This is a genomic window from Clostridium sp. CF012 (assembly GCF_018861755.1).
In the GTDB taxonomy this organism is placed as follows: Bacteria; Bacillota; Clostridia; order Clostridiales; family Clostridiaceae; genus Clostridium_AD.
The window spans coordinates 31244-51080 of sequence record NZ_JAHLEF010000027.1 but is presented as its reverse complement, the minus strand read 5'-3'; the positions used below and the strand labels follow the sequence as shown (position 1 = coordinate 51080).

The 19837-nt window shown below is 31.2% G+C and carries 25 protein-coding genes; 23 read left to right on the top strand and 2 right to left on the bottom strand.

Annotated features, from left to right (window positions below):
* Positions 1-3: 3 nt before the first annotated feature.
* The 6 genes from KPL50_RS19210 (at position 4) to KPL50_RS19190 (ending at position 3234) form a co-directional block, all read left to right on the top strand.
* The gene (locus tag KPL50_RS19210; protein WP_216300158.1) at positions 4-1167 is read left to right on the top strand and encodes a gamma-glutamylcyclotransferase family protein; all 1164 of its coding nucleotides are present in this window, start codon (positions 4-6) and stop codon (positions 1165-1167) included.
* A 1-nt stretch (position 1168) separates the two neighbouring features.
* Positions 1169-1573, top strand: coding sequence for a gamma-glutamylcyclotransferase (locus KPL50_RS19205; RefSeq protein ID WP_290443257.1), 405 nt, complete (start codon positions 1169-1171; stop codon positions 1571-1573).
* Positions 1573-1776 carry a hypothetical protein gene (locus KPL50_RS19200; protein ID WP_216300156.1) on the top strand — a complete coding sequence of 68 codons (204 nt, stop codon included), beginning with the start codon at positions 1573-1575 and terminating at the stop codon, positions 1774-1776. The genes KPL50_RS19205 and KPL50_RS19200 overlap by 1 nt, the downstream gene beginning before the upstream one ends.
* 69 nt (positions 1777-1845) lie before the next feature.
* Entirely contained in the window at positions 1846-2640 is a 795-nt protein-coding gene (locus KPL50_RS19195) for a 5'-nucleotidase (protein ID WP_253200708.1), read from the top strand.
* A complete protein-coding gene (locus KPL50_RS27165; protein WP_253200707.1) occupies positions 2609-2749 on the top strand; it encodes a 5'-nucleotidase in 141 nt (46 codons plus the stop codon). Before KPL50_RS19195 ends, KPL50_RS27165 begins: the two co-directional genes overlap by 32 nt.
* A gap of 89 nt (positions 2750-2838) precedes the next feature.
* Positions 2839-3234, top strand: a complete 396-nt coding sequence (locus tag KPL50_RS19190) for a hypothetical protein (protein WP_216300155.1) — start codon at positions 2839-2841, stop codon at positions 3232-3234.
* Positions 3235-3360: 126 nt separating this feature from the next.
* Here KPL50_RS19190 and KPL50_RS19185 read toward each other — a convergent pair whose 3' ends face one another.
* Positions 3361-3672 carry a nucleoside triphosphate pyrophosphohydrolase gene (locus tag KPL50_RS19185; protein WP_216300154.1) on the bottom strand — a complete coding sequence of 104 codons (312 nt, stop codon included), beginning with the start codon at positions 3670-3672 and terminating at the stop codon, positions 3361-3363.
* Between the two features lie 236 nt (positions 3673-3908).
* Here KPL50_RS19185 and KPL50_RS19180 point away from each other — a divergent pair, with 236 nt between their 5' ends.
* The 8 genes from KPL50_RS19180 to KPL50_RS27150 all read left to right on the top strand — a co-directional run bounded on the left by KPL50_RS19180 (position 3909) and on the right by KPL50_RS27150 (position 7919).
* Entirely contained in the window at positions 3909-4055 is a 147-nt protein-coding gene (locus KPL50_RS19180; protein WP_216300153.1) for a hypothetical protein, read from the top strand.
* Between the two features lie 330 nt (positions 4056-4385).
* Entirely contained in the window at positions 4386-4532 is a 147-nt protein-coding gene (locus tag KPL50_RS19175; RefSeq protein WP_216300152.1) for a hypothetical protein, read from the top strand.
* 60 nt (positions 4533-4592) lie between these two features.
* The gene (locus KPL50_RS27555) at positions 4593-4724 is read left to right on the top strand and encodes a hypothetical protein (RefSeq protein WP_290443256.1); all 132 of its coding nucleotides are present in this window, start codon (positions 4593-4595) and stop codon (positions 4722-4724) included.
* Between the two features lie 113 nt (positions 4725-4837).
* Positions 4838-5419, top strand: coding sequence for a DUF4878 domain-containing protein (locus KPL50_RS19170; RefSeq protein WP_216300151.1), 582 nt, complete (start codon positions 4838-4840; stop codon positions 5417-5419).
* A gap of 526 nt (positions 5420-5945) precedes the next feature.
* Positions 5946-6239, top strand: coding sequence for a hypothetical protein (locus tag KPL50_RS27160; protein WP_253200706.1), 294 nt, complete (start codon positions 5946-5948; stop codon positions 6237-6239).
* A 69-nt stretch (positions 6240-6308) separates the two neighbouring features.
* On the top strand, positions 6309-6680 hold the full coding sequence (locus tag KPL50_RS27155; protein WP_253200705.1) for a DEAD/DEAH box helicase family protein: 372 nt from the start codon (positions 6309-6311) through the stop codon (positions 6678-6680).
* A complete protein-coding gene (locus KPL50_RS19160; protein WP_309245198.1) occupies positions 6625-7257 on the top strand; it encodes a DEAD/DEAH box helicase in 633 nt (210 codons plus the stop codon). The genes KPL50_RS27155 and KPL50_RS19160 overlap by 56 nt, the downstream gene beginning before the upstream one ends.
* 23 nt (positions 7258-7280) lie before the next feature.
* A complete protein-coding gene (locus KPL50_RS27150; protein ID WP_216300149.1) occupies positions 7281-7919 on the top strand; it encodes a helicase-related protein in 639 nt (212 codons plus the stop codon).
* A 247-nt stretch (positions 7920-8166) separates the two neighbouring features.
* Here KPL50_RS27150 and KPL50_RS19150 read toward each other — a convergent pair whose 3' ends face one another.
* A complete protein-coding gene (locus KPL50_RS19150) occupies positions 8167-9384 on the bottom strand; it encodes an IS256 family transposase (protein ID WP_216300148.1) in 1218 nt (405 codons plus the stop codon).
* 289 nt (positions 9385-9673) lie between these two features.
* On the opposite strand from KPL50_RS19150, the gene KPL50_RS27550 reads away from it, so the two are divergent.
* The 9 genes from KPL50_RS27550 (at position 9674) to KPL50_RS19110 (ending at position 19735) form a co-directional block, all read left to right on the top strand.
* The gene (locus tag KPL50_RS27550; RefSeq protein ID WP_290443255.1) at positions 9674-9808 is read left to right on the top strand and encodes a hypothetical protein; all 135 of its coding nucleotides are present in this window, start codon (positions 9674-9676) and stop codon (positions 9806-9808) included.
* A gap of 9 nt (positions 9809-9817) precedes the next feature.
* Complete coding sequence (gene brxL / locus KPL50_RS19145) at positions 9818-11212, top strand: BREX system Lon protease-like protein BrxL (RefSeq protein WP_216300147.1); 1395 nt, start codon at positions 9818-9820, stop codon at positions 11210-11212.
* Between the two features lie 339 nt (positions 11213-11551).
* Entirely contained in the window at positions 11552-13717 is a 2166-nt protein-coding gene (locus KPL50_RS19140; protein WP_216300146.1) for a DUF262 domain-containing protein, read from the top strand.
* A gap of 441 nt (positions 13718-14158) precedes the next feature.
* Positions 14159-14302 carry an IS3 family transposase gene (locus tag KPL50_RS27995; RefSeq protein WP_375372947.1) on the top strand — a complete coding sequence of 48 codons (144 nt, stop codon included), beginning with the start codon at positions 14159-14161 and terminating at the stop codon, positions 14300-14302.
* 3 nt (positions 14303-14305) lie between these two features.
* Positions 14306-14629 (top strand): DDE-type integrase/transposase/recombinase, encoded by a 324-nt coding sequence (locus KPL50_RS19130; protein WP_375372946.1) that lies wholly within the window; start codon positions 14306-14308, stop codon positions 14627-14629.
* Between the two features lie 30 nt (positions 14630-14659).
* Positions 14660-14833, top strand: coding sequence for an IS3 family transposase (locus tag KPL50_RS27990; RefSeq protein ID WP_375372945.1), 174 nt, complete (start codon positions 14660-14662; stop codon positions 14831-14833).
* Positions 14834-15219: 386 nt separating this feature from the next.
* Positions 15220-15405 (top strand): hypothetical protein, encoded by a 186-nt coding sequence (locus KPL50_RS19120; RefSeq protein WP_216300142.1) that lies wholly within the window; start codon positions 15220-15222, stop codon positions 15403-15405.
* 349 nt (positions 15406-15754) lie between these two features.
* Positions 15755-15964, top strand: a complete 210-nt coding sequence (locus KPL50_RS19115; RefSeq protein ID WP_216300141.1) for a hypothetical protein — start codon at positions 15755-15757, stop codon at positions 15962-15964.
* Positions 15965-16057: 93 nt separating this feature from the next.
* A complete protein-coding gene (locus KPL50_RS19110; protein WP_216300140.1) occupies positions 16058-19735 on the top strand; it encodes a DEAD/DEAH box helicase in 3678 nt (1225 codons plus the stop codon).
* Positions 19736-19837: the final 102 nt, after the last annotated feature.

Sequence of the window (19837 nt, the reverse complement as noted above, 5' to 3'; positions counted from 1 at the left end):
ATTATGAATCTAGTATTTGCTTACGGGAGTTTGACGAATAGGATGGAAATTGAAAAGACTTTGAAAGAAGATGATGCGCAGAAGGATTATGTTGTGCTTGGAATAGGAAAACTTGATAATTATAGGTTAGCTTTTACAAAGAAATCTAAGAACTGGAAGGGCGGAGTGCTTGATGTAGTAACTTCAAGAAATCATGACTATGTTCTTGGACTGGTTGTAGAGGTTAGTGACAGGGCACTTAGAGCAATTGATAGAAGAGAAGGGGTTAGTGTAGGAGCTTACGTCCGAAAAACCGTAAATGTTTATCTAGCTGGGGAAATGGTGGAAGTGATTGTTTATACTGTAGTTAATAAAGAGATTAGTGGCGTGAAAGCTTCCACGGAATACGTGAGCAAGGTTGAAGCTGGAATGAGGCAAGAAGGGTTTCCAGAAGAATATATCAATAAATACCTTATAGGTGAGGTTACTGAAGAATGTAAACATAAAGCTTTATTATATCTAAGAGGGGAGGAGCATGCTCAAGGTTTGTTTGAGCTTGCACATATGGCATGGATAGATCTATGGGATATTCCCTTATTGGTAGATTCCTTGACAAAAGATGGATATATAAGACAGCACAAAGAAGATGTGGTTGGTAAATATGATGTAGGTGCAAGGTACTTTACAGTTAAACAAAAGAGAAAAGAGATAGATGACATGCTTTTAGAAGGACTAAAGAAAAGCTTCATACCTTATGAAAGTATAGATTGTATTAATGCAGACCTGAATCATAAAACCATGGCTTGTATGAAGTGCTTAACCACCCATAAGGATGGGGAAACCTTCTGCAGAAAATGCTTAAGTGCGCTTAGTGAGATTGATACTCCAATTCTTGATATAATGTTTGATTTAAATAAAAAGGGGTATAAAACTGAATTTTGCTGCTGTGGTCACCCTACATTAAATTCCTTTTATTCTGCCTATTTTGTTGTTAATAGAAATATAAGTGGAATAACTACGCCAGATGGATTTACCCTGAAATGTGCGGATCATAAAACAAGTATAACTTCTATATATGTTAAAAAGAAATTAAAACTATCAACAGTTGATCTTGAAGAATTAGCGAAAAAGAATTTAGGTAACCTTAGAAAATGGGTTATAGAGCTGCCTGATCAGCTAGGTAATTAAGATGGGAAAAGTGTTTGTATATGGAACTTTAATGAGGGGACGTAGTAATTACAAGTATTACCTTGAGCATTCAATATTTTTAGGGATTGGAACAATTCAAGGGTATGCTCTGTATGATCTTGGCTTCTATCCTGGTATTATACTTGATGAAAATGAGTGTACAAAGGGTGAAGTTTTTGAGGTAGATAATGAAACAATGTCAAGGCTTGATAGACTTGAAGGGGAAGGCGATTTGTATTTAAGAAGACTGGTCAAAGTGGAGATGGATAATGGATTAGCTCATGATGCTTATGTATATGTATGGAACGCAAGGGTTAATATTGAAAGAAAAGTAGACTTTGTTAATCAACCTTGGATGCAAGAGGAAAGGGAAAATAAAAAAATGAAATTTGAGGAGGAAGTATAATGAAATTTGGAATAAGAAAACCAAGCTTAAAGAAAATGATTAGCAGTAGGACCAGCCCAAAGAGAATAATAAAAAATAGCTTAGGTATAAGAGCACCACGTGGCTTTGGGTGGCTTACAAATCCTAAAAAGGCTGCCTATAACCGTGTATATAATCGTACTAGTTTTAGTATTTTTGATGTGTTGAAGAAAATTTTCAAATAACAACAAAGGGTTATGGCAATGTGTAGAACTTGCCACTTGCCACGTGGGTGGCACTAGAGGAGGTTTCAAATGTCTTACAATTTGAATGATAAACTAGTGATCGCAATAACATCTAGAGCTCTATTTGATTTAGAATATGAAAATACTATTTATAATGAAAAAGGACTTACAGAATATGCGAAATACCAAGTTGAACATGAAAATGAAATTTTGAAATCCGGAACTGCTTTTTCATTGGTTAAAGCATTGCTGGATCTAAATGATAAATTTAATACTCCAATAGTCGAAGTTATAATAATGTCGAGGAATAGCCCAGAGAGCGGTTTAAGAGTATTTAATTCAATTGAAAAATTAGGTTTGGGAATTGTAAGAGCGGCATTTTCAGGCGGTGAAAATATAGCGAAGTATCTTTCAGCATTTGATATTGATCTGTTTCTCTCAAAGAATGAGGTTGACGTACAAGAAGCAATAGATGCAGGATTTGCAGCAGCGCTTATCTATGATGTGCCAAAGGATTATACTCCTGATGATAAAGAAATCCGTATTGCATTTGATGGTGATGCAGTTATTTTTTCAGATGAATCTGAGAACATATATAGGAAAAAGGGTTTAGAAGCATTTTTAGAACATGAGAAAGCAAATGCTGAAAAGGTATTGCCAGATGGACCTTTTGCTAAGTTATTAAGAACCATTTCCACCATCAAAGAGAAATATCCACATATATTAAGGATAGCCGTAATTACAGCGAGGAATAACCCAGCACATAAAAGAGTAATATTAACACTTAGACAATGGGGAGTAAAAGTAGATGAGGCATTTTTTCTTGGCGGAGTTGAAAAAAAAAGCGGTATTGAAAGCTTTTAATGCACATATATTTTTTGATGATCAAGATACACATGTTATGCCTGCATCCTCACAAATTCCGTCAGGGAGAGTTCCATACAAGACAGATTCAGATATAACTGTTGAATAAACAATATATAACAATAAACTCAAGTAAGTTTAAAATGTAGGTGTGTTTTTGTTGAAATAAATATTGATATGTGGGTGGTGAAATTTCATTTGAATAATATAGAGCAACTAAAAATATTTAATGAACTGTTTGAGCAAGCATTTTATATTAATACAAAATTTAAGTCAAATAAAATAAAACAATTTTGGTCTGATATGGAGTTGTTGACTGATGGACTTGCTGGACCGTTTTATAGTATATGTAAGGAGGGAAATTGTGATTATGTTTTTAAAGGAGACCACGAGGTATTTGAAGGAATAAAAAACAATGAATCATTTCTAAGTTGGTGTCTTGATATTGTTGAAGATTGTAGAAATAGAGTAAATAATATTAATGTTGTTAACATAAATGAGAAAGAAGACAAACAAGTGCTATTAGAACAAACAAAAATAATGGAGAGATTATCTTATATTGCTGTGAATATACAAAAGTGCAGGAATTATTAATATATTGACTATGGAGGTTAAGCAGACAATATGCTTTTTTTGATAAAGCGGTAGCACAACTCATAGTAGATAATTATGAATCTGATAATTGCAGATTCTCTTAAAAATGAATAAAGAGGGAATTTTCTATTCATAAACTTTCTCAAGGATTATGCCTTTCTCAAAGCCGCCTCTTTCCTCTTTTTTAGAATTTCTCTTGGTAATCAAATCTTCCTCTGAATATCCAAGAGCGCCAGCGAGACTAAATAAAACCTCCATAATATCAGCAAGCTCTCCTAAGTTTTTGTCTTCTAGATATTCAGATACTTCCTCAGTTAATTTTGTTTCAAGAAGCGGTAGTAATTCTTCCTTTTTAGCATAATGTGCATCAAAGCTCTTGCCAGTGGCTTTAATTATTTCAGGAATTCTGTCGCGGACTAATTTGTTGTAGATTTTCATTGTAGGGGACCTCCTTGATTAATAGGTTGGTTTAATTATAGCATAGGAGAATATTGGAATGAAATAAGGAGATTAATTAATAGCAATCTCGGTCGCAAGCTTCTTTGGAAAATTCCCCGGGGGACGCAACCAAATTGTGAACACAATTTGGTTGCTCTTTAAATAAAAATAATCTTAAGAAAGAGCTTGCACAGCAGTATATAAATACTATTGCCCCAGAACGTATAAGTGTCATTGTGCCAATTGATATTGTAGATATATTTACACATCACAAGGGTATAGCTTATTTATCTTCAGCATCAGCTACTGGAGAAGGCAGAGCAGAGAGAGCAGCAGCTTTAGCCTTAAATAATATATACAGAGTGAAAAATTATAAAGAGTGAGATGAGGGTGAGTATTGTTGGGATATAGGTACGTTGAGGTAGGAAAAGTGGGGGGATATACTGGATAGGATTTATTGCTTGAAAATTAAATTATTTTGTCACTTGCTAGCAGGTAGCATCATTTTTATTTTGAAATATGACAGTATTCCCCTAATTTAGCAACGATAATGTGCTAAAGTGTAATGAATTGAATTTTTAGAGATAATATGTATAATTTTAAGGTGAGGTAGATATGGTTAAGAATAAGAACTTGTCACTTGCCACGTGGGTGGCACCAAACGATAGCTTTATATTAATAATGAAATATAAATTTCAAAGGAGGAGAATAAAATGACACGAAAGGTTAGAAGTGATTGTACGGTTGGCACATTCGAGAAAAAGAATGACCTTCCGCCAGGTACTATTAGAAATGAAAACGGTAGAGACACAAGAAGTGATAAAAAAATTGGAACGATACGAAAAGAAGGAGAGAAATAATAAGAAGCTTAAAAAACACCTTGGACATTAGGTAGTGAAATTTCGGGGAAGGTAGTTAATATGCAATTTGATAAGAATATCTTCACATTATTTAATAGAGATGATTTTACATATCGTAAGGGTGCCGAAGGTATTAAAAAAGAATATGTTGAAGGTGATTTATTCGAAAACCAAGAAAACTCTTCAAAATAACAGAATTAAAGAAAGGATGGATATAGTATTATATAAAAAGTTTTAGCACTAAAAATCAAAATGGATATTAGACAAATAGTAGCAATGGACTAAAATATAAGGGGGCAATAATTTTGAAAAACAACAAAACTTTGAAAATCATGGCAGTTATACTATTTTCAGTCTCACTAGTAGCATGTGGTGCGAAACCTGATGCTACAGTAAAGAAGTTCTTTACCAGTGCTCAAAAATCAGATATCGTTTCTATGGAAAGTTATATTAGCAAAGATAAAACTAAAGATAGTTTCAAGTATACAGATGCGAATCAGGAGAAAATAGTTAAATCGGTTTTTTCAAAAGTCAGCTATACTATTGTATCTTCTAGCGTTACTGGCAAGAATGCAGTAGTAAAAACTAAGGTAACATCCATTGATTTACCTAAAATATATGGTAAATTAATCACTGACATGTTGCCTGAATTACTAAAACAAGCTATGTCAGGCCAGAAAAGTGATCCAGAGGCTCAAATAATGACATCTTTTAACAAATATATTAATGATCCTAATGCACCAAAAACTATTACAGATGTTGACATTAAGCTTATAAAAGGAGAGAAAGGATGGTTAATTGAAGGTAGTGATGATTTGCAAAATGCACTTTCAGGAAATCTGAGTAAAGCTTTAGCTAGTAAGCCGAGTACACCAGTAGCTCCCTAATATAAAAGTAAATCCAAAATTTTATTCTAATAATGAAGAAGCTAAAATAGGGAGAGCTGCAATTACAGTTACAAAGTTTGAATAGTTGAGGGTACTATTACTTTCGAAGTACCAAAGGATAGTACAAACTTGACTTTTATGTTCTACGCTGAAGATAAAGTGATCTTAAAGTAAAGTAAATATTGACTGTAATCACCCAATACGTAAAAATACATAGTTGAATTTTAAATACATTGATGTATACAATGAGTTTATAGCATAAATTTCTTTGGAGTGAAGAAATTTATGCTTCAAAAGGCGATGTGACTGATCCTAGGGGTGGAGTGTGAAATTTAAAAGTAAGTTGGAGGATTATGATGGGTAGGCATTTAGTGCTTATCTATTTTTTTTGCCACGTATCAATAGCGTGGGATTATTTTTAATTTCAAATGTGACAGTATTCCCCTAATTTAGCAATGCTAATGTGATAGAGTGGAATTAATGTAATTTTTAAAAATAAAATGTAGAATTTTGAAGTGAGGTAGATATGGTTAATAATAAGTTGCCACTTGCCGCGTGGGTGGCACCAAAAGATAGTTTTAAATTAGGAAGCATAGCAGAGGATTTGTTTATAGGTATATTTGCAGAGGTTTTTGGACCAGAAAATACAAAGTATCTATCAATACAGCATCCTTTCGTTGATATATATGGAAATAGTAGATTTATAGATTTTGCTCTAGAAAGTGAAGGACAAAAAATTGCCATAGAAATTGATGGAGAGACTTGGCATAATCCGTCGAAAGTATCTCAAGATAAATATTATGATGATTTGCTTAAATAAAATAGTCTTATATATGGAAATTGGAAAATTTATAGATGGGTATATAATCAGTTAAACACAAAGCCAGAGATGGTAAAGGATGAGCTTCAAACCTTTCTTGGTGAATTACCTATGTTTAAAGAGTTAGAAGAATACCTTCCAAAACAAAAGGGCCAGGCTTTTCTACTTAAGGATCATCAGGCAGAGGCTATAGCTAATCTTGAAAATATGAGAAAGAATAATGAAACTATAGCATTACTATATCATGCTACAGGTACAGGTAAGACAATAACAGCAGTAACAGATGCTAAGAAGTTTGGAAAGAGAACATTATTTATAGCGCATACGAAGGAATTAGTGAATCAAGCTAAAGATGCATTTGTAGCGGCATGGGCAGAGGTTTCTTGTGGTATATACATGGGGGAAGAAAAAGTACAATATAATCCAAGATGGGGAGGATAGTGATATACCTGCCTTAAAATTTTTGCTTAAGAATATATTTAGGTATGATGATTTTTCCCATGCTCAGTTACCTATAATAACAAATACTTTGAGAGGCAAGGATACAATAGGACTACTACCTACAGGAGGTGAAAAATCCTTATGCTATCAATTTGCAGCCTTACTTCAACCTTGTATAAGTTTTGTGGTTGTGCCAATTAAATCCCTTATGTATGATCAAAAGGAAAACTTAGATAGTAAATTTATAACTAAAACAAATTTTATTAGCAGTGATCAAAAGGCAGAAGAGAAAAATGTAATAGGGAAGGCTTTTTCTAAAGGTAAGTATTTTTTTATATGGATTTCACCTGAAAGATTTCAAATAAAAGAATTTAGGCAATACTTGACGGTGTTAAATGAAGAGCAAACCATAGCTTTAGCTGTTATTGGTGAAGTACATTGTTTATCTGAGTGGGTGCATGATTTTAGAACATCCTATCTTAATTTATGTAAGACTATTGAAAAATATTGTCCTAGCACAAACCTTTTAGGACTTACAGCGACTGCATCCCTTAACGTATTGAAGGATATTTTGTAGAATTTAAGGCGGTACGGGAAAATGTGAAAACCATATTAGAATATACTAGACCAGAACTAAGATTTAAGATTTACAGGGATAGTGGGGAGAATAGTGAAAATAAATATAGCTCATTAGAAAGTTTAATGGATATGTTTAATAAAAATTCTATATTTAAAGTTAATGATAAAAAAACTAAAAGTGGGCTTATATTTACTGTAAATAAAAACGGGCCTATGGGATGTTATGGACTGCACAAGAAGATATGGCAAAAGTATCCTGAAGTGGCTAAGTGGTACTCAGGGGAAATACCAGAAGAAACTAGTTATAAAAATGGTAAAAAAATCAAAACCATGGTGATGGAAAAAGAAGAATTTAATAATTATAAGCAGAAGGTACAAAGTGATTATAAACAAAACAAGTATTCCTTACTTATTGCAACTAAAGCTTTTGGTATGGGGATTGATAAAAGCAACATAAGATATACAATTCATTATGGCATACCGGGTTCAATAGAATCTCTGTATCAGGAGGCCGGTAGAGCGGGAAGAGATAAAAAGGCTGCAACTTGTTATATTTTATATACTAGCGAAATATTAGATAAAAGCAATATGGATAAATTATTTGATTTAAATACCACAATTGAAGTATTCTCTCTCTTAGGCAAAAAAATTGATATTTAAGTTTTTGTAAAAAAATGTTAATTAAAGTCGACGAATACTTTTAATTCGTCATCTCTATATAGTATATTATTCCCACTTTTAGTCAATAATATACATGCTTAATAACAGGATAGGGCAATGCTGAGGAGCAACCTGAGCGGTTATTGAGCTTCAACAGGAACAGGTATCCCTTTGGGTTGCCTGTTTTTATTTTTCCTGTTAGAACTAAAGCGATAAACCTCAGGGGTTTGGGGACGGAGGCCCTAAGCTACGCTCCTGCATTTAGAATTTCATTAAATAATATATTGAGTTGGCTAATAACAAGATCCCAATTTGCATATACTCGAGTCCATTTTCTGCTCACCTTTTCAGTAGCTAGATACAGCATATTCATAAGACTTTCGTCATTAGGAAATATAAGTTTTGTCTTAGTGACTTTTCTAAATTGACTGTTAAGGCTTTCTATAGCATTTGTGGTGTATATAATTCTACGAATATAATCTGGGAATACAAAGAAAGTTATGAGATTATCCCAATTATCTTCCCAGCTCTTTATTGCGTTTGGATATTTACTCGACCATTTTTCCTTTGCCAAAATTAAATTTTCTAGTGCAACCTCCTCGTTTACTGCGCGGTAAACAGCCTTTATGTCTGTAGCAAAAGCCTTCTTATCTTTATGTGGTATATATTTCATACTTCCTCTCAATTGATGAATTATACAACGTTGTATCTTTGCAAAGGGATATACAGATCCTATTGCTTCCTTAAATCCATTTAAGCCATCTACGCAGAACATCAAAACGTTTTGGACGCCTCTGTTTCTAAGATCATTAAGTACTGATAGCCAAAATTTGCTACTTTCATTTGCTCCTACCCATATACCAAGAACCTCTTTTTCTCCATCCATATTTACACCCAATACAACATAAGCTGCTTTGATTACAATATGCTTGTCATCACGCACTTTGTAATGTATTGCATCCATAAACACAAATGAATATGTTTTTTCAAGTGGTCTATTTTGCCACTCTGTAACAGCAGGCATAATCCTGTTTGTTATATTTGATACCATTTCAGCAGATATCTCAACATCATATAAATTTTTGACTTGCTCAGTTATATCTCTTGTGGTCATTCCAGCTGCATAAAGGGCCATTATTTTATCTTCAATACCAGTTATATTTCTTTGATACTTAGGCAGGATTTTAGGCTCAAATTCTCCATTTCTATCACGTGGTATATTAAGCTCTACTGTTCCAAGCTCAGATTTTACAGTTTTTTTAGAGTAACCATTTCTACTATTTACAGTCTGTTTTTCTGATATATCATACTTGTCATATCCAAGTTGCGAATCCATCTCTGCTTCTAATGCTTCATGGAGAACGTCTTTGAACATAATCTTCATAGCAGCTAAGACCTCGTTTGTACTTGAAAACTTTTGATCATTGATATAGTTTCTTAAAATTTCCTTAGAATTTTCCGACATAAAAATACTCCTCCTTACAATTTTTGGATAATTAACTTATCTCAATTATTGCCAAGAAAGAGTACTTTTTATTCTGTTTACACAAAATTATTTACAGGCTCTTTTTACGGTAGAACATCCTACTAGTAGTATCAATGAAAGAGCTACAATTGCCCATTTTATTGTTTCTTTTTTACATGTTGATATCATAATAATTCTCCTTATAGAGATAACAAAGGTTATCCCATATTTTGATGGAAATAAACTTATTCAACTTCCGATAAAAATTTCTCGTTCAGAAGAAAAAATTATGGATATAATTGAAATCGAATTTTATTTTTTAGGTGAGAAATTTGTAATCAAAATGCCTATTGAGATTTTTGTAAAAGAAAATAAAGTTAACAAATTTAATGAAAAAATTAAAAATAGTAGAAGCTTATTATAGGAGGACAGTATGGAAATTTGGGAAAGACTTTTAAAGGATAACTTTGGAAGTGCTGTAGTTGATAAACCAAAAGCTATAAAAAATGAGATACATGGTCTTCCAAGATATGTATCTGAGTATCTTATTGGATTCTTTTGCGAAGATGAAATAACCGATGATGGAATAAAAGAAACCAATGCGTATATCCACAAACATAGAATTGAATCAAGGGAAAAAGAAAAGTTCCGTAATGAGTTAAGAATAGATGGAAATATCAAGATAATAGATAAATTCAAGGTTAAGATAAATCTTGGGAGTGGAAAAGGAAATAAAAAACCAACTCAAATGGAAATTCCCAGTCTCGCAATAAATGATGCAGAGGTCTCCGATAATATATTGACTGAACATCCAAGATTACTAATAGATGGACTTTGGGGAATGGGGGAAGTTTCATATGACTTTGTAGCAAAAGATATTTGTCTTACTCAATTTAAACCGTTTCAACTGTCAGACATAGATGTTGATGAGCTTGTTGAATCAAGAAGTAGTTTTGATTCAGAACAGTGGATGAACGTAATGATAAGTACTATAGGTCTTAACTTTCAAAATTATGATAGGAGAGAAAAATTGATATTACTTTCTAGACTTATTCCAATGGTTGAGAATAATATATTTATGATGGAGTTTGGTAGCCCAGGAACAGGAAAGACATATGCTTATGAAAATCTTAGTTCCTATTCTAGAGTAATTTCCGGAAGTAAGGTTAGTGCTCCACAATTATTCTATAATCTTACTACAAAGCAGGATGGACTATTGGTTCAGTATGATGTTTTACTTTTTGATGAAATTGATAAGATTCAAAGGACCGGTCTAGAGGATAACGTAAATAATAAGCTATATCAATATCTTGCTTCAGGAAAATTTGATCGTGGTGGCGTAGAAAAGGTTAGTGAGTGTGGAATTATGATGGTTGGAAATTTACCTTCTGGTTATTTTGATAAAAAGAATTTGCTGGGTGACTTATTACATACTACTAATACTCATAGTGCATTTTTGGATAGGCTTGCAGGTGTTGTACCTGGTTGGGAGTTGAAAAGCATAGGTAATCCTAATAGTGCATATACAAAAAACCTTGGATTTGCAGCAGATTATTTTAGTGAAGTGATTCATAAGTTAAGAAGAAAAAATTACAACTATATAACAAATAAAATTAACTTAAAGGATTGTTCTATAAGAGATACAGATGCTGTAAATAAAATGGTAAGTGGGATGATTAAGCTTGTATATCCGGATGGAGAAGTAAGAGATGAGGAGCTTAGAGAACTTGTTGATTTAGCTATAGAGTATAGGCAGTTTGTTATTGATCAGAACTATAGGATAAATAAAGATGTGAATTTTGATAAGAAACTTTTATATGATCTGTAGAGTAAGTAGGTACATTTGTATCAATAGCAAGCGCAAGAGGAGATTTTGTAAAAGCTTAGTAAAATACTGACTGATATCTGGTAGGTAGATATAAGCTGGTTGCAACATTACCAATTTATGAAATGGCGACTCAACAGACACCTGAAAAAGAGAAAGAATTAGAGTGAGTTAGAAAAAATCGTAATAATATTAATATAACCTGTCAGCTTGGTTTTTAAAAGATATAAAGGGCAGAGTTTTGTTAATATAAACGATTTGAGTAACAATATATAATAGCTAAACTAATATTTTAATTAAAATTTGTATGCCACGTAAAGTTGGTTGTTTAGGAGAAAGATTATGGAATTGATAGAATTGTTTAAGTTAGTAGATGAAAAGAAACTGGTATTGCCTGATTTTCAGAGAGATCTAGTATGGAATAAGGTTCAACAAAAAGAACTAATAGCCTCTCTTATATTATCACTACCAATAGGGAGTTTTTTAATATTAGATGGTAAAAATGATGATTTTGCAACTAAAGAACTAGGATTTCCTAATGGTGAAGCTAGTCCAAAAGAAGAATGTATGTATTTACTTGATGGTCAACAGCGATTAACTTCATTAAAGGGAGTGCTGAGTGATTTTTTTTCTAAAAATGATTGGAAAGATACTGCTAGAGAAGTATATCAAATATTAAAAGTTAGGTGGTTCTTAAGAATAATACCAAAGCAAGATGAAATTGATGTTTTTGGTTGGAGAGATTTGAAATTTAATTCTAAAAATTTAATTAAAGAAGAGCCAAGCAATATAGAGAATAGATTGGTTTTTGAAAATATAGGTGTTACACTTTCTAAAAAGTGGTATAATCCTGACTTTGAGGCGCGTGATATCTCTGGCAATAAGATTGAAAAGCATAATAGCATACTAAATGCAAAGGCCAAAGATGCAACAAAAGAAGGCTGGATACCATTGTATAGCTTATTTAAAGTAAATGATGAAAAGGCTTTTTATGAATACGTAATAGATAGAATAGCAAACGAGAGAAAAGATGAGCTTATAAATGATTATAAAGATAACAGAGGCAAAATCATTGAAATTCTAGGGGATATAGAGCCTGATATAGAAGCGTATATTGATAAGAATGATGAAACTACTATATTAGATACTTGGTCAAAGTTAGCTGCTATCTGGAAAGTTCAAGTACAAACATTTTTCGAAAACATTTTAAGGCAAAAGGTAGATATAATTAGATTGCAATCAGATGAAATTTGTAGGGCAGTAGTGATATTTGAAAGAATAAATAAAGGAGGAACTCCGCTTGATAACTTTGATCTTGTAGTTGCTAGAGCAGCAAGAGATAAAAGTTGTGAATCTTTAAGTAAGCGAATTTCAAATTTATTAGAAGCTGATATTGATATATCTAATGATCTTACTGCATTGTTAAAGGGTAATAAGCCTAAAAAGTTAAAATCTTCTTATATGGAAACTATAAAAGAGAATGAGATAAATACCATTATTAAGAAACAGTATTTAAATCTTTTATCAATTTTAAGTTATACAGATTATGGGAATGTTGATAATATTAAAATTGATTTGATGAAAAGAGATAAGATTTTAAATATAAAACATGAAGATATAAACAAAAGAACAAACACTGTTATAAATGGATTAATAAGGGCTTGTTCATTTTTACAAATACGTTGCGGTATAGTTAAAATTACAGACTTACATTATAATTTAATGATATTACCGATTGCTTATTTATTATTAGATGATGATGTATGGAATAGTAATGAAAAATTATCTAAGATAGAGTTTTGGTACTGGGCGTCAATAATTGGAGGCGAGTATAGAAATAATCAAAATGAAAAATGCATTAAGGATATTCAATACTTATACAAATGGGTAGTAAAAGGTGAAAATGGAAATTATGAAAAATTAAAAGATAAGATATTAAATGTTGAAGGTTTTTGTGATATGTCTATATTATTAGGCGAAGGAGAAAATGAAGCGGTTACAACGGTTGTTCATAAAACTATTTTACAGTATATTTTAAGTGGACAACCTAAAGATTTATTATATGAGATTTCCCTAAATACGTGGGAAATAGCTGCAGGAAAAGTAATATTCATTGATAATGAGAATATAAACATAGAAGTGCAAGATCATCATATAATACCATTGAAGAACTGTGTAAGGATTGGTGAATCTTCTAAACAATTGAGGGATAAAAAGAATCATATTTTAAATAGTCCACTTAATAGAACATATATATTATCAAAAACAAATAATAAAATTAGTGACTTAAACCCAATTAAATACTTAGAGGATATTTTTGAAAAGAGCAATAGCAATTCAATTTTTGTGAATCACTTTATATCTAGCGAATATAAACATATGTTTGAAGGTTGTAATCAACAACAAAATGAAATTAATTGTTATAAAGAAATATTACGAAAAAGATTTATAATGTTAAAGGATGGGATTGTTAAAGAGTTAGATGATTTATTATCAATAAGAGATTAATTAACAAGAAGGCTGAATATGAAGTGCTCCATTTAAAGTAGGCACGGGTTAAAAAGACCTATAAAATTAATTTTGGATGGCGATATTTCTAAGATTAAAGAAGGAAGGGTAAGAAAAACTTATAGTTCAGATTTCAAATTTAAAGCCATATAAATGGTTATAGATGATTGTAAAACACAGAAAAGTGTTTATGTGGAATTAGATATTAACATAAAAGTGATTTAAAGATGGTTGCAGAAATATAGGGAAATTGGAGAAGATAATCTTAAGGAGAATCGCTAAACATCTAAATCTCCTAATAAAGGTTGTAACTAAAGGGGTGAATCTTGACTAGAGGAGCGTATATAATACCTTGAAGCTGAGAATGCATTCTTAAAATACTCAGGAGATAGGAAGGCGGATTGGTATAAAAAAGAGCTTTTGCTACTATAATCTAAAGGGATATATGGATATAGAAGAATGTTCATATGGATTGAAAAGAAACATGGTACAAAAATGAACCATAAAAGAGTTTATAGATTGATGAAATGCCTAGGCATTAAAGCGGTTATAAGACTAACAAAAAAGCATTTTGTAGGTTCCTAAACAATAATTGTTTCAGATAATATACTAAATAGAGACTTAAAATCCAATAAGGCTGATACTAAATGGGTTACGGATATAACATATTTGATATTTAATGGCAGTAGACTATACCTTTCAGTTATTCTAGATTTATGCAATAAAGAAATTGTCGCCTATAAGGTAAGCCGATCTAACGGTTTTCAGCTTGTCTTGGATACTGCAGAAAAAGCTAGTAAAAAAAGAGATGTGAAGAAATCTTGCTTCATAGTGAGCAAGGATTTCAATATACATCCAAGCAATATAACAAATTACTATAATCTTATGGAATTAACAAAGTATGTCAAGTAAAGGCAAGTACCTGGACAATGCTGCGAAGGGATATCTTTTTTTAACTTTAAATCAGAGCTGATGTACATAAACAAACTTAATGAGGAACAAGAAGTCCTCGAATCAGTTTCAAAATATATAGAATTCTATAATAATCAAAGGTTCCAAGCGAAATTAAGCAACCTGACACCAAATGAATATAGGTGCCAGACTAAGACAGCGTGAGCTTTTTTAAGCAATGTCTACTTTATTGGGTTAAGTTCAGAATTATTCACGAGAAAACCTGTGGATATATGATATTACAAGAGCAGTTACAGGTTATTTTAATAATTAGTTTGTTGTTGTTTAATAGTAGTTTTACATAATGAGATAAGAGATTTATAGTACCAAATGAGAGTCATAAATTAATTTACAAAGAGGATTTATTAAAGAAATAAAAAGTATTAGTAACTGATAGTGCATATGCAATAGATAATGAAAAATATAATGTATTTTCATAGGAGGTTAATACCTGAAAATTAGGTTGAAGAGTTATTCTATAAACTATTTAACATTAATAGTAATAAAAATTATAAGTAGTTTTATGGCCAAGTTCTAAAGGGCAATCCGGAATGACAGTGCAGCTTAGATATAGTAATAAAGCATTGCTTGAACTTTTAAAAGAAAAACTAGAATTAAGCTATGATTATATTGTCCGATATGAAAAAGAAAATGACAAGAAACCCATAACAATTACAGTAGAATATCAAGAATACATAGATTTTTATAAAGGTGAAAATGTAGATTCTTTTATTTAGATTTAATTCCTAAATCAAAGAGTGAACCAGAAGAGGAGGAATTAGAGGATGAAGTTATTTTAGAAGATGAGTTAGACAATGAATTCGCAACAATAAACAATATTAATGCAGAAATTACATATATTAACAACTGCATAACAAGTAAAGGTTTTTATTATACAAAAGACCTAATTACTAATTTTTATCTTAGTTTAAAAACTAAACCCTTTGTTATTATCTCAGGCACTGGAAAGAGTAAAACAGTAGAATTATTTGCGGAGGCAGTTGGTGCTAATAGGGATAATCAAAGATTTCAATTAGTACCTGTTAGGCCAGAGTGGCGTATTACTTCAGTGATATTTTATCATCTATGGAAACAAGAAATATAAAGGATGAAGAAATTATTACTCAAAAAATATTAAGTAAAGCTCAATTTGGAAAAGATGAAAGGGCCTATGATAAATATGGTGGCGAAGTTTTAGATATATTAGTAAAATTATTTAATAATCTAAATAACGCCAAATACAAAAATGATGGATACATTGAGGACACACGAGAAAAGAAGGCCGTTTTTGCGTAAATGATGGTATAATATGGAGGGAGATCCTCTTTGCAGTAATAGATCAGGGTGAAAAAGATACATAGGGAGTGAGTAAATATTATTGGAAAAAATATGAATACCGAGCAAGAGATGAAAAAAGATATAGCTTATAAAATAGTTGAGTTTTGGCATATTATTGAGTTTTTGAGTCAAGAATCATTTCCGCAAAATACAAAAGATAATGGAAAGAAAGTCGAATTAGTAAGAAAAGAACAACAAGGGAAATTGAGTAAAGATGAAAAAGAAAGAAAAATTTCTAAATTTACATTGTTTTATAATTTTCCATTAGAATTTGAAACTTCAGAGATAATAGAAAGAGACAATACTTTTTATAAAAAATATCAACTATGTAGTAGTGCTATGCACTTGTGTATAGGGAAAATGAAGAGAGAAATTTTGATTAATAATCTATATAAGTATTTAAATTTAGATGATGATAGACCAGAAGAAGATACTAGTGAAATTTGCCTAATTGGACTAAAAGTAGATAAAGACGGTGTGTATGAGGCGAACAGTTTTAGAATATCTCCATTGGTATGGGGAATTTATAAATGTTCTGAGTCTGATGGAAGAATTGAAGGAATTATAACAAGTAAAAATTATTATGATGATATTAAATCAATTGCAGAGAAGATTAGTACTACAGAAACGTTGAACAAAGTAAGTATTGACAATTTATATGAATCTGTTTTAGATAAATACATTAAGCCCATTTGTGGAGAGTTCATAGAATCTAAGTTAAAAGGTAGTTTCATCTATACTAGATATGAAAGTGAAAAAACCTTTAACAGAGAAGATGATAAGACAGAGGATATTAGTGAACTTGTAAAAGGTTTTTATACAGATGACTTGGAGATGGTAAAAAAGTCTCTTAAATATGATAATGATAGTAGCATGTATTCAGATATAGTGGATTACATAGTAGGTGCTTATTATGAACAACTAGATGACGGTAAAATGCTTGGTGTTGAAAATCGTATAGATATACGTAATAGTAAGACCCATATTGAAAAATGGTTATATGCTGATAAAGCCCCTTCTGGTAAATGGCCATCTAAATTTAAACCTGCTTTAATGCAGCAAATTGCTATAAATATAGGTATTAGTGAAGAGGATGAAACAAAAAAAATATTTTCAGTTAATGGTCCTCCAGGAACTGGGAAAACTACTTTGTTAAAAGAAATTATAGCTTCCAATATTGTTAATCGTGCAGAATTTTTGTCCAAGTATGAAAAAGCTGACGATGCATTTGAGCTGAGGAACTTTGAACATGGTACTTTTGTGAACAATGGATATGATGAATATTGTAATAAATACTATGTTTTTAAAGATAAGAAGTTATCTGATTTTACTATGCTTGTAGCATCATGTAATAATTCAGCTGTAGAAAATATTACAAAAGAACTTCCAGATGAAAAAGCTATTCTTTCAAGTCTTAAATCGGATAATGAAGATAGTGAAATTGTTTCAAAAGGATTGAAAGATATTGCTGATTTATTTGATACATCTAAAAATGTAAATACTGAATCATACAAAATTTTTGATGGAAAAGAAAAAGGAAAAACTGAAGTAAAATTTATAAAAAAGAATGACGTGTACTTTTCATGGCTTGCCTCTAAATTAATGTGTAAAAGTGATGAGGCAGAAAATTCTTTAGATACAAACAAATGGGGATTGATTTCTGCTCCTATGGGTAAATCATCAAACATAGGAAAGTATTGTTATAATGTTTTAAATCAAGTTATTGAGAGCTTTTATTGTAATAATGAAATGGTTAAAAAACGTCATGAAGGCTACTTAAATGCAAAAAAAGAATTTAAAATTCAATTCTCAAAAGTTGAAGATCTTAAAAAAGAACTTTCAAAAATTAGCCGATTATCAGATGACTATAGAATAAGAGAAAATCACAACGAAAAGTTGATTGTTAAGGTTGAAAATGAGATTAAAAAGCTAAAGGATGAGATAAAGCAACAATTGAAAGAGGCAGAAAATCTTGAGAACAAAAAGATTGATACAATTAATTTTATATCAGTTGCGAAAGATGATGAATTGAAATTTTTAGAAGAATTTAAAATTGAGGAGAATGATTTTCAAAAAATAAAGAAAAAGGTTGAGAGTATTCAAGAGGATATTATTAACAAAGAGGATGCTAGAAAGTGGTATGAGATTATATTTGGAAAATGGATGCAGACTGAAAGGCTCAGGCAAGTTATAGTTTTAAAAGAAGAACTTAATTTAAGTAATGATGAAGTGAAAATATCAATGAATAAAGTGGAAAAAAGTCGCTATAAATATATTGAAACAACACAATTAAAGGATAAATACGAAAAACGGCTTGCCGAAATCACTGATTACATAGAAAAAGAAAAAAGATTGATTCGTAGCTTGGAGAACAGTATTAATAAAGAAAATAAAACAATAGTAAATATTCAAAATACTATCGTAAAGGATAGAAAAGAATTGCAGGATATTTTAAATAAGTACGGTAAGTGTAGGGTAGTTATAGACGATGAATTTTGGAATGATTTTAAAAGTGAAAATGAGGATATAAGTACAAGTATACAGATTTTAAATCCATGGATTACAGAAGAATATAATCGAGAAAGAGAAAAATTATTTTATCTTGCCCTACAATTACATAAAGAGTTTATATTATCATCATTTGCCTGTAGAGATAATTTTAAAAATCTTGCCATGATGTGGAAATTTCGTAATAATTGCGATAATGAATTATGCGTATATAGTCAAGAGGATAAAAATAAGTCATATAGACACTTAATAAATACCTTGTTCTTACTAACTCCAGTAATATCTACAACATTTGCTTCAGTAGGCCGTTTTTTAGGAAATATAAAAGAACAAGGAAGTTTGGGATTATTAATTATAGATGAAGCTGGGCAGGCTGCGCCACAAGTTGCGTTAGGTGCATTATGGAGGTGCAAAAGGGCAATAATCGTTGGAGATCCTAAACAAGTTGAACCAGTTGTTACAGATGATGCAGATGCTATTAAGAGAGCATTTTCAGATAAGATTATTATGCCGTATATGAATAAAACAGTTTCAGTACAGGGATTTGCTGATAGAATTAATAGTTTTGGATCATATATAAAAGATCCTATTAATGAAGATGCACCGCTTACATGGATAGGTTGCCCTCTTGTTGTGCACAGACGTTGCATTAATCCAATGTTTGATATATCTAATGAATTATCGTACGGTAAAACGATGAAAATACAAACTATAGAAGCTAAAGAAGAGGATGAGGTTAAATTTGTATTAGAAAAATCTTGTTGGATAAATGTGGGCGGCAAAGAAAGTGGTAAGAAAAATCATTTTATTCAAGAACAGGGTAAAAAGGCACTTGAAATAATTATTAGTGGTTTTAGAAAGTATAATGGACTTCCAGATTTATATGTAATTTCACCATTTACTACCGTTATAAACGGAATTAAAGATATGGTTAATCAATCTGCTGAACTTAATGAATATAAGGATGATGTTGAAAGGTGGGTTGATAATTATTGTGGTACCGTACATAAATTCCAAGGAAAAGAAGCTAAAGAAGTAATATTTCTCCTTGGATGTGATGAAAAGGCTAACGGTGCAGTAAGGTGGGTTAAGCCAAATATTATCAATGTCGCAGTGACACGTGCAAAATATAGATTATATATTATTGGCGACTATAATGTTTGGAATAAATCTAAGATATTTAAAATTACAAAAAGAATAATTGAAAATTGCAAAGAATAATATGATTAACTTAAGGCTAATGAAATTTTCGGATGAGTTTGGATTGGTTCGTTTTGTTAAATAAAATTAAAATGCGTATAATTATGAACCTAAGGGGGTTCA

Excerpts from the sequence above, each read along its gene's own strand:
- KPL50_RS19210 (WP_216300158.1), top strand. The coding sequence starts at position 4 with ATGAATCTAGTATTTGCTTACGGGAGTTTGACGAATAGGATGGAAATT.
- KPL50_RS19205 (WP_290443257.1), top strand. The coding sequence starts at position 1,169 with ATGGGAAAAGTGTTTGTATATGGAACTTTAATGAGGGGACGTAGTAAT.
- KPL50_RS19200 (WP_216300156.1), top strand. The coding sequence starts at position 1,573 with ATGAAATTTGGAATAAGAAAACCAAGCTTAAAGAAAATGATTAGCAGT.
- KPL50_RS19195 (WP_253200708.1), top strand. The coding sequence starts at position 1,846 with ATGTCTTACAATTTGAATGATAAACTAGTGATCGCAATAACATCTAGA.
- KPL50_RS19185 (WP_216300154.1), bottom strand. The coding sequence starts at position 3,672 with ATGAAAATCTACAACAAATTAGTCCGCGACAGAATTCCTGAAATAATT.
- KPL50_RS19175 (WP_216300152.1), top strand. The coding sequence starts at position 4,386 with ATGACACGAAAGGTTAGAAGTGATTGTACGGTTGGCACATTCGAGAAA.
- KPL50_RS27555 (WP_290443256.1), top strand. The coding sequence starts at position 4,593 with ATGCAATTTGATAAGAATATCTTCACATTATTTAATAGAGATGATTTT.
- KPL50_RS27160 (WP_253200706.1), top strand. The coding sequence starts at position 5,946 with ATGGTTAATAATAAGTTGCCACTTGCCGCGTGGGTGGCACCAAAAGAT.
- KPL50_RS27155 (WP_253200705.1), top strand. The coding sequence starts at position 6,309 with ATGGTAAAGGATGAGCTTCAAACCTTTCTTGGTGAATTACCTATGTTT.
- KPL50_RS19150 (WP_216300148.1), bottom strand. The coding sequence starts at position 9,384 with ATGTCGGAAAATTCTAAGGAAATTTTAAGAAACTATATCAATGATCAA.
- KPL50_RS27550 (WP_290443255.1), top strand. The coding sequence starts at position 9,674 with ATGGATATAATTGAAATCGAATTTTATTTTTTAGGTGAGAAATTTGTA.
- brxL (WP_216300147.1), top strand. The coding sequence starts at position 9,818 with ATGGAAATTTGGGAAAGACTTTTAAAGGATAACTTTGGAAGTGCTGTA.
- KPL50_RS19140 (WP_216300146.1), top strand. The coding sequence starts at position 11,552 with ATGGAATTGATAGAATTGTTTAAGTTAGTAGATGAAAAGAAACTGGTA.
- KPL50_RS19120 (WP_216300142.1), top strand. The coding sequence starts at position 15,220 with ATGACAGTGCAGCTTAGATATAGTAATAAAGCATTGCTTGAACTTTTA.
- KPL50_RS19115 (WP_216300141.1), top strand. The coding sequence starts at position 15,755 with ATGGAAACAAGAAATATAAAGGATGAAGAAATTATTACTCAAAAAATA.
- KPL50_RS19110 (WP_216300140.1), top strand. The coding sequence starts at position 16,058 with ATGAATACCGAGCAAGAGATGAAAAAAGATATAGCTTATAAAATAGTT.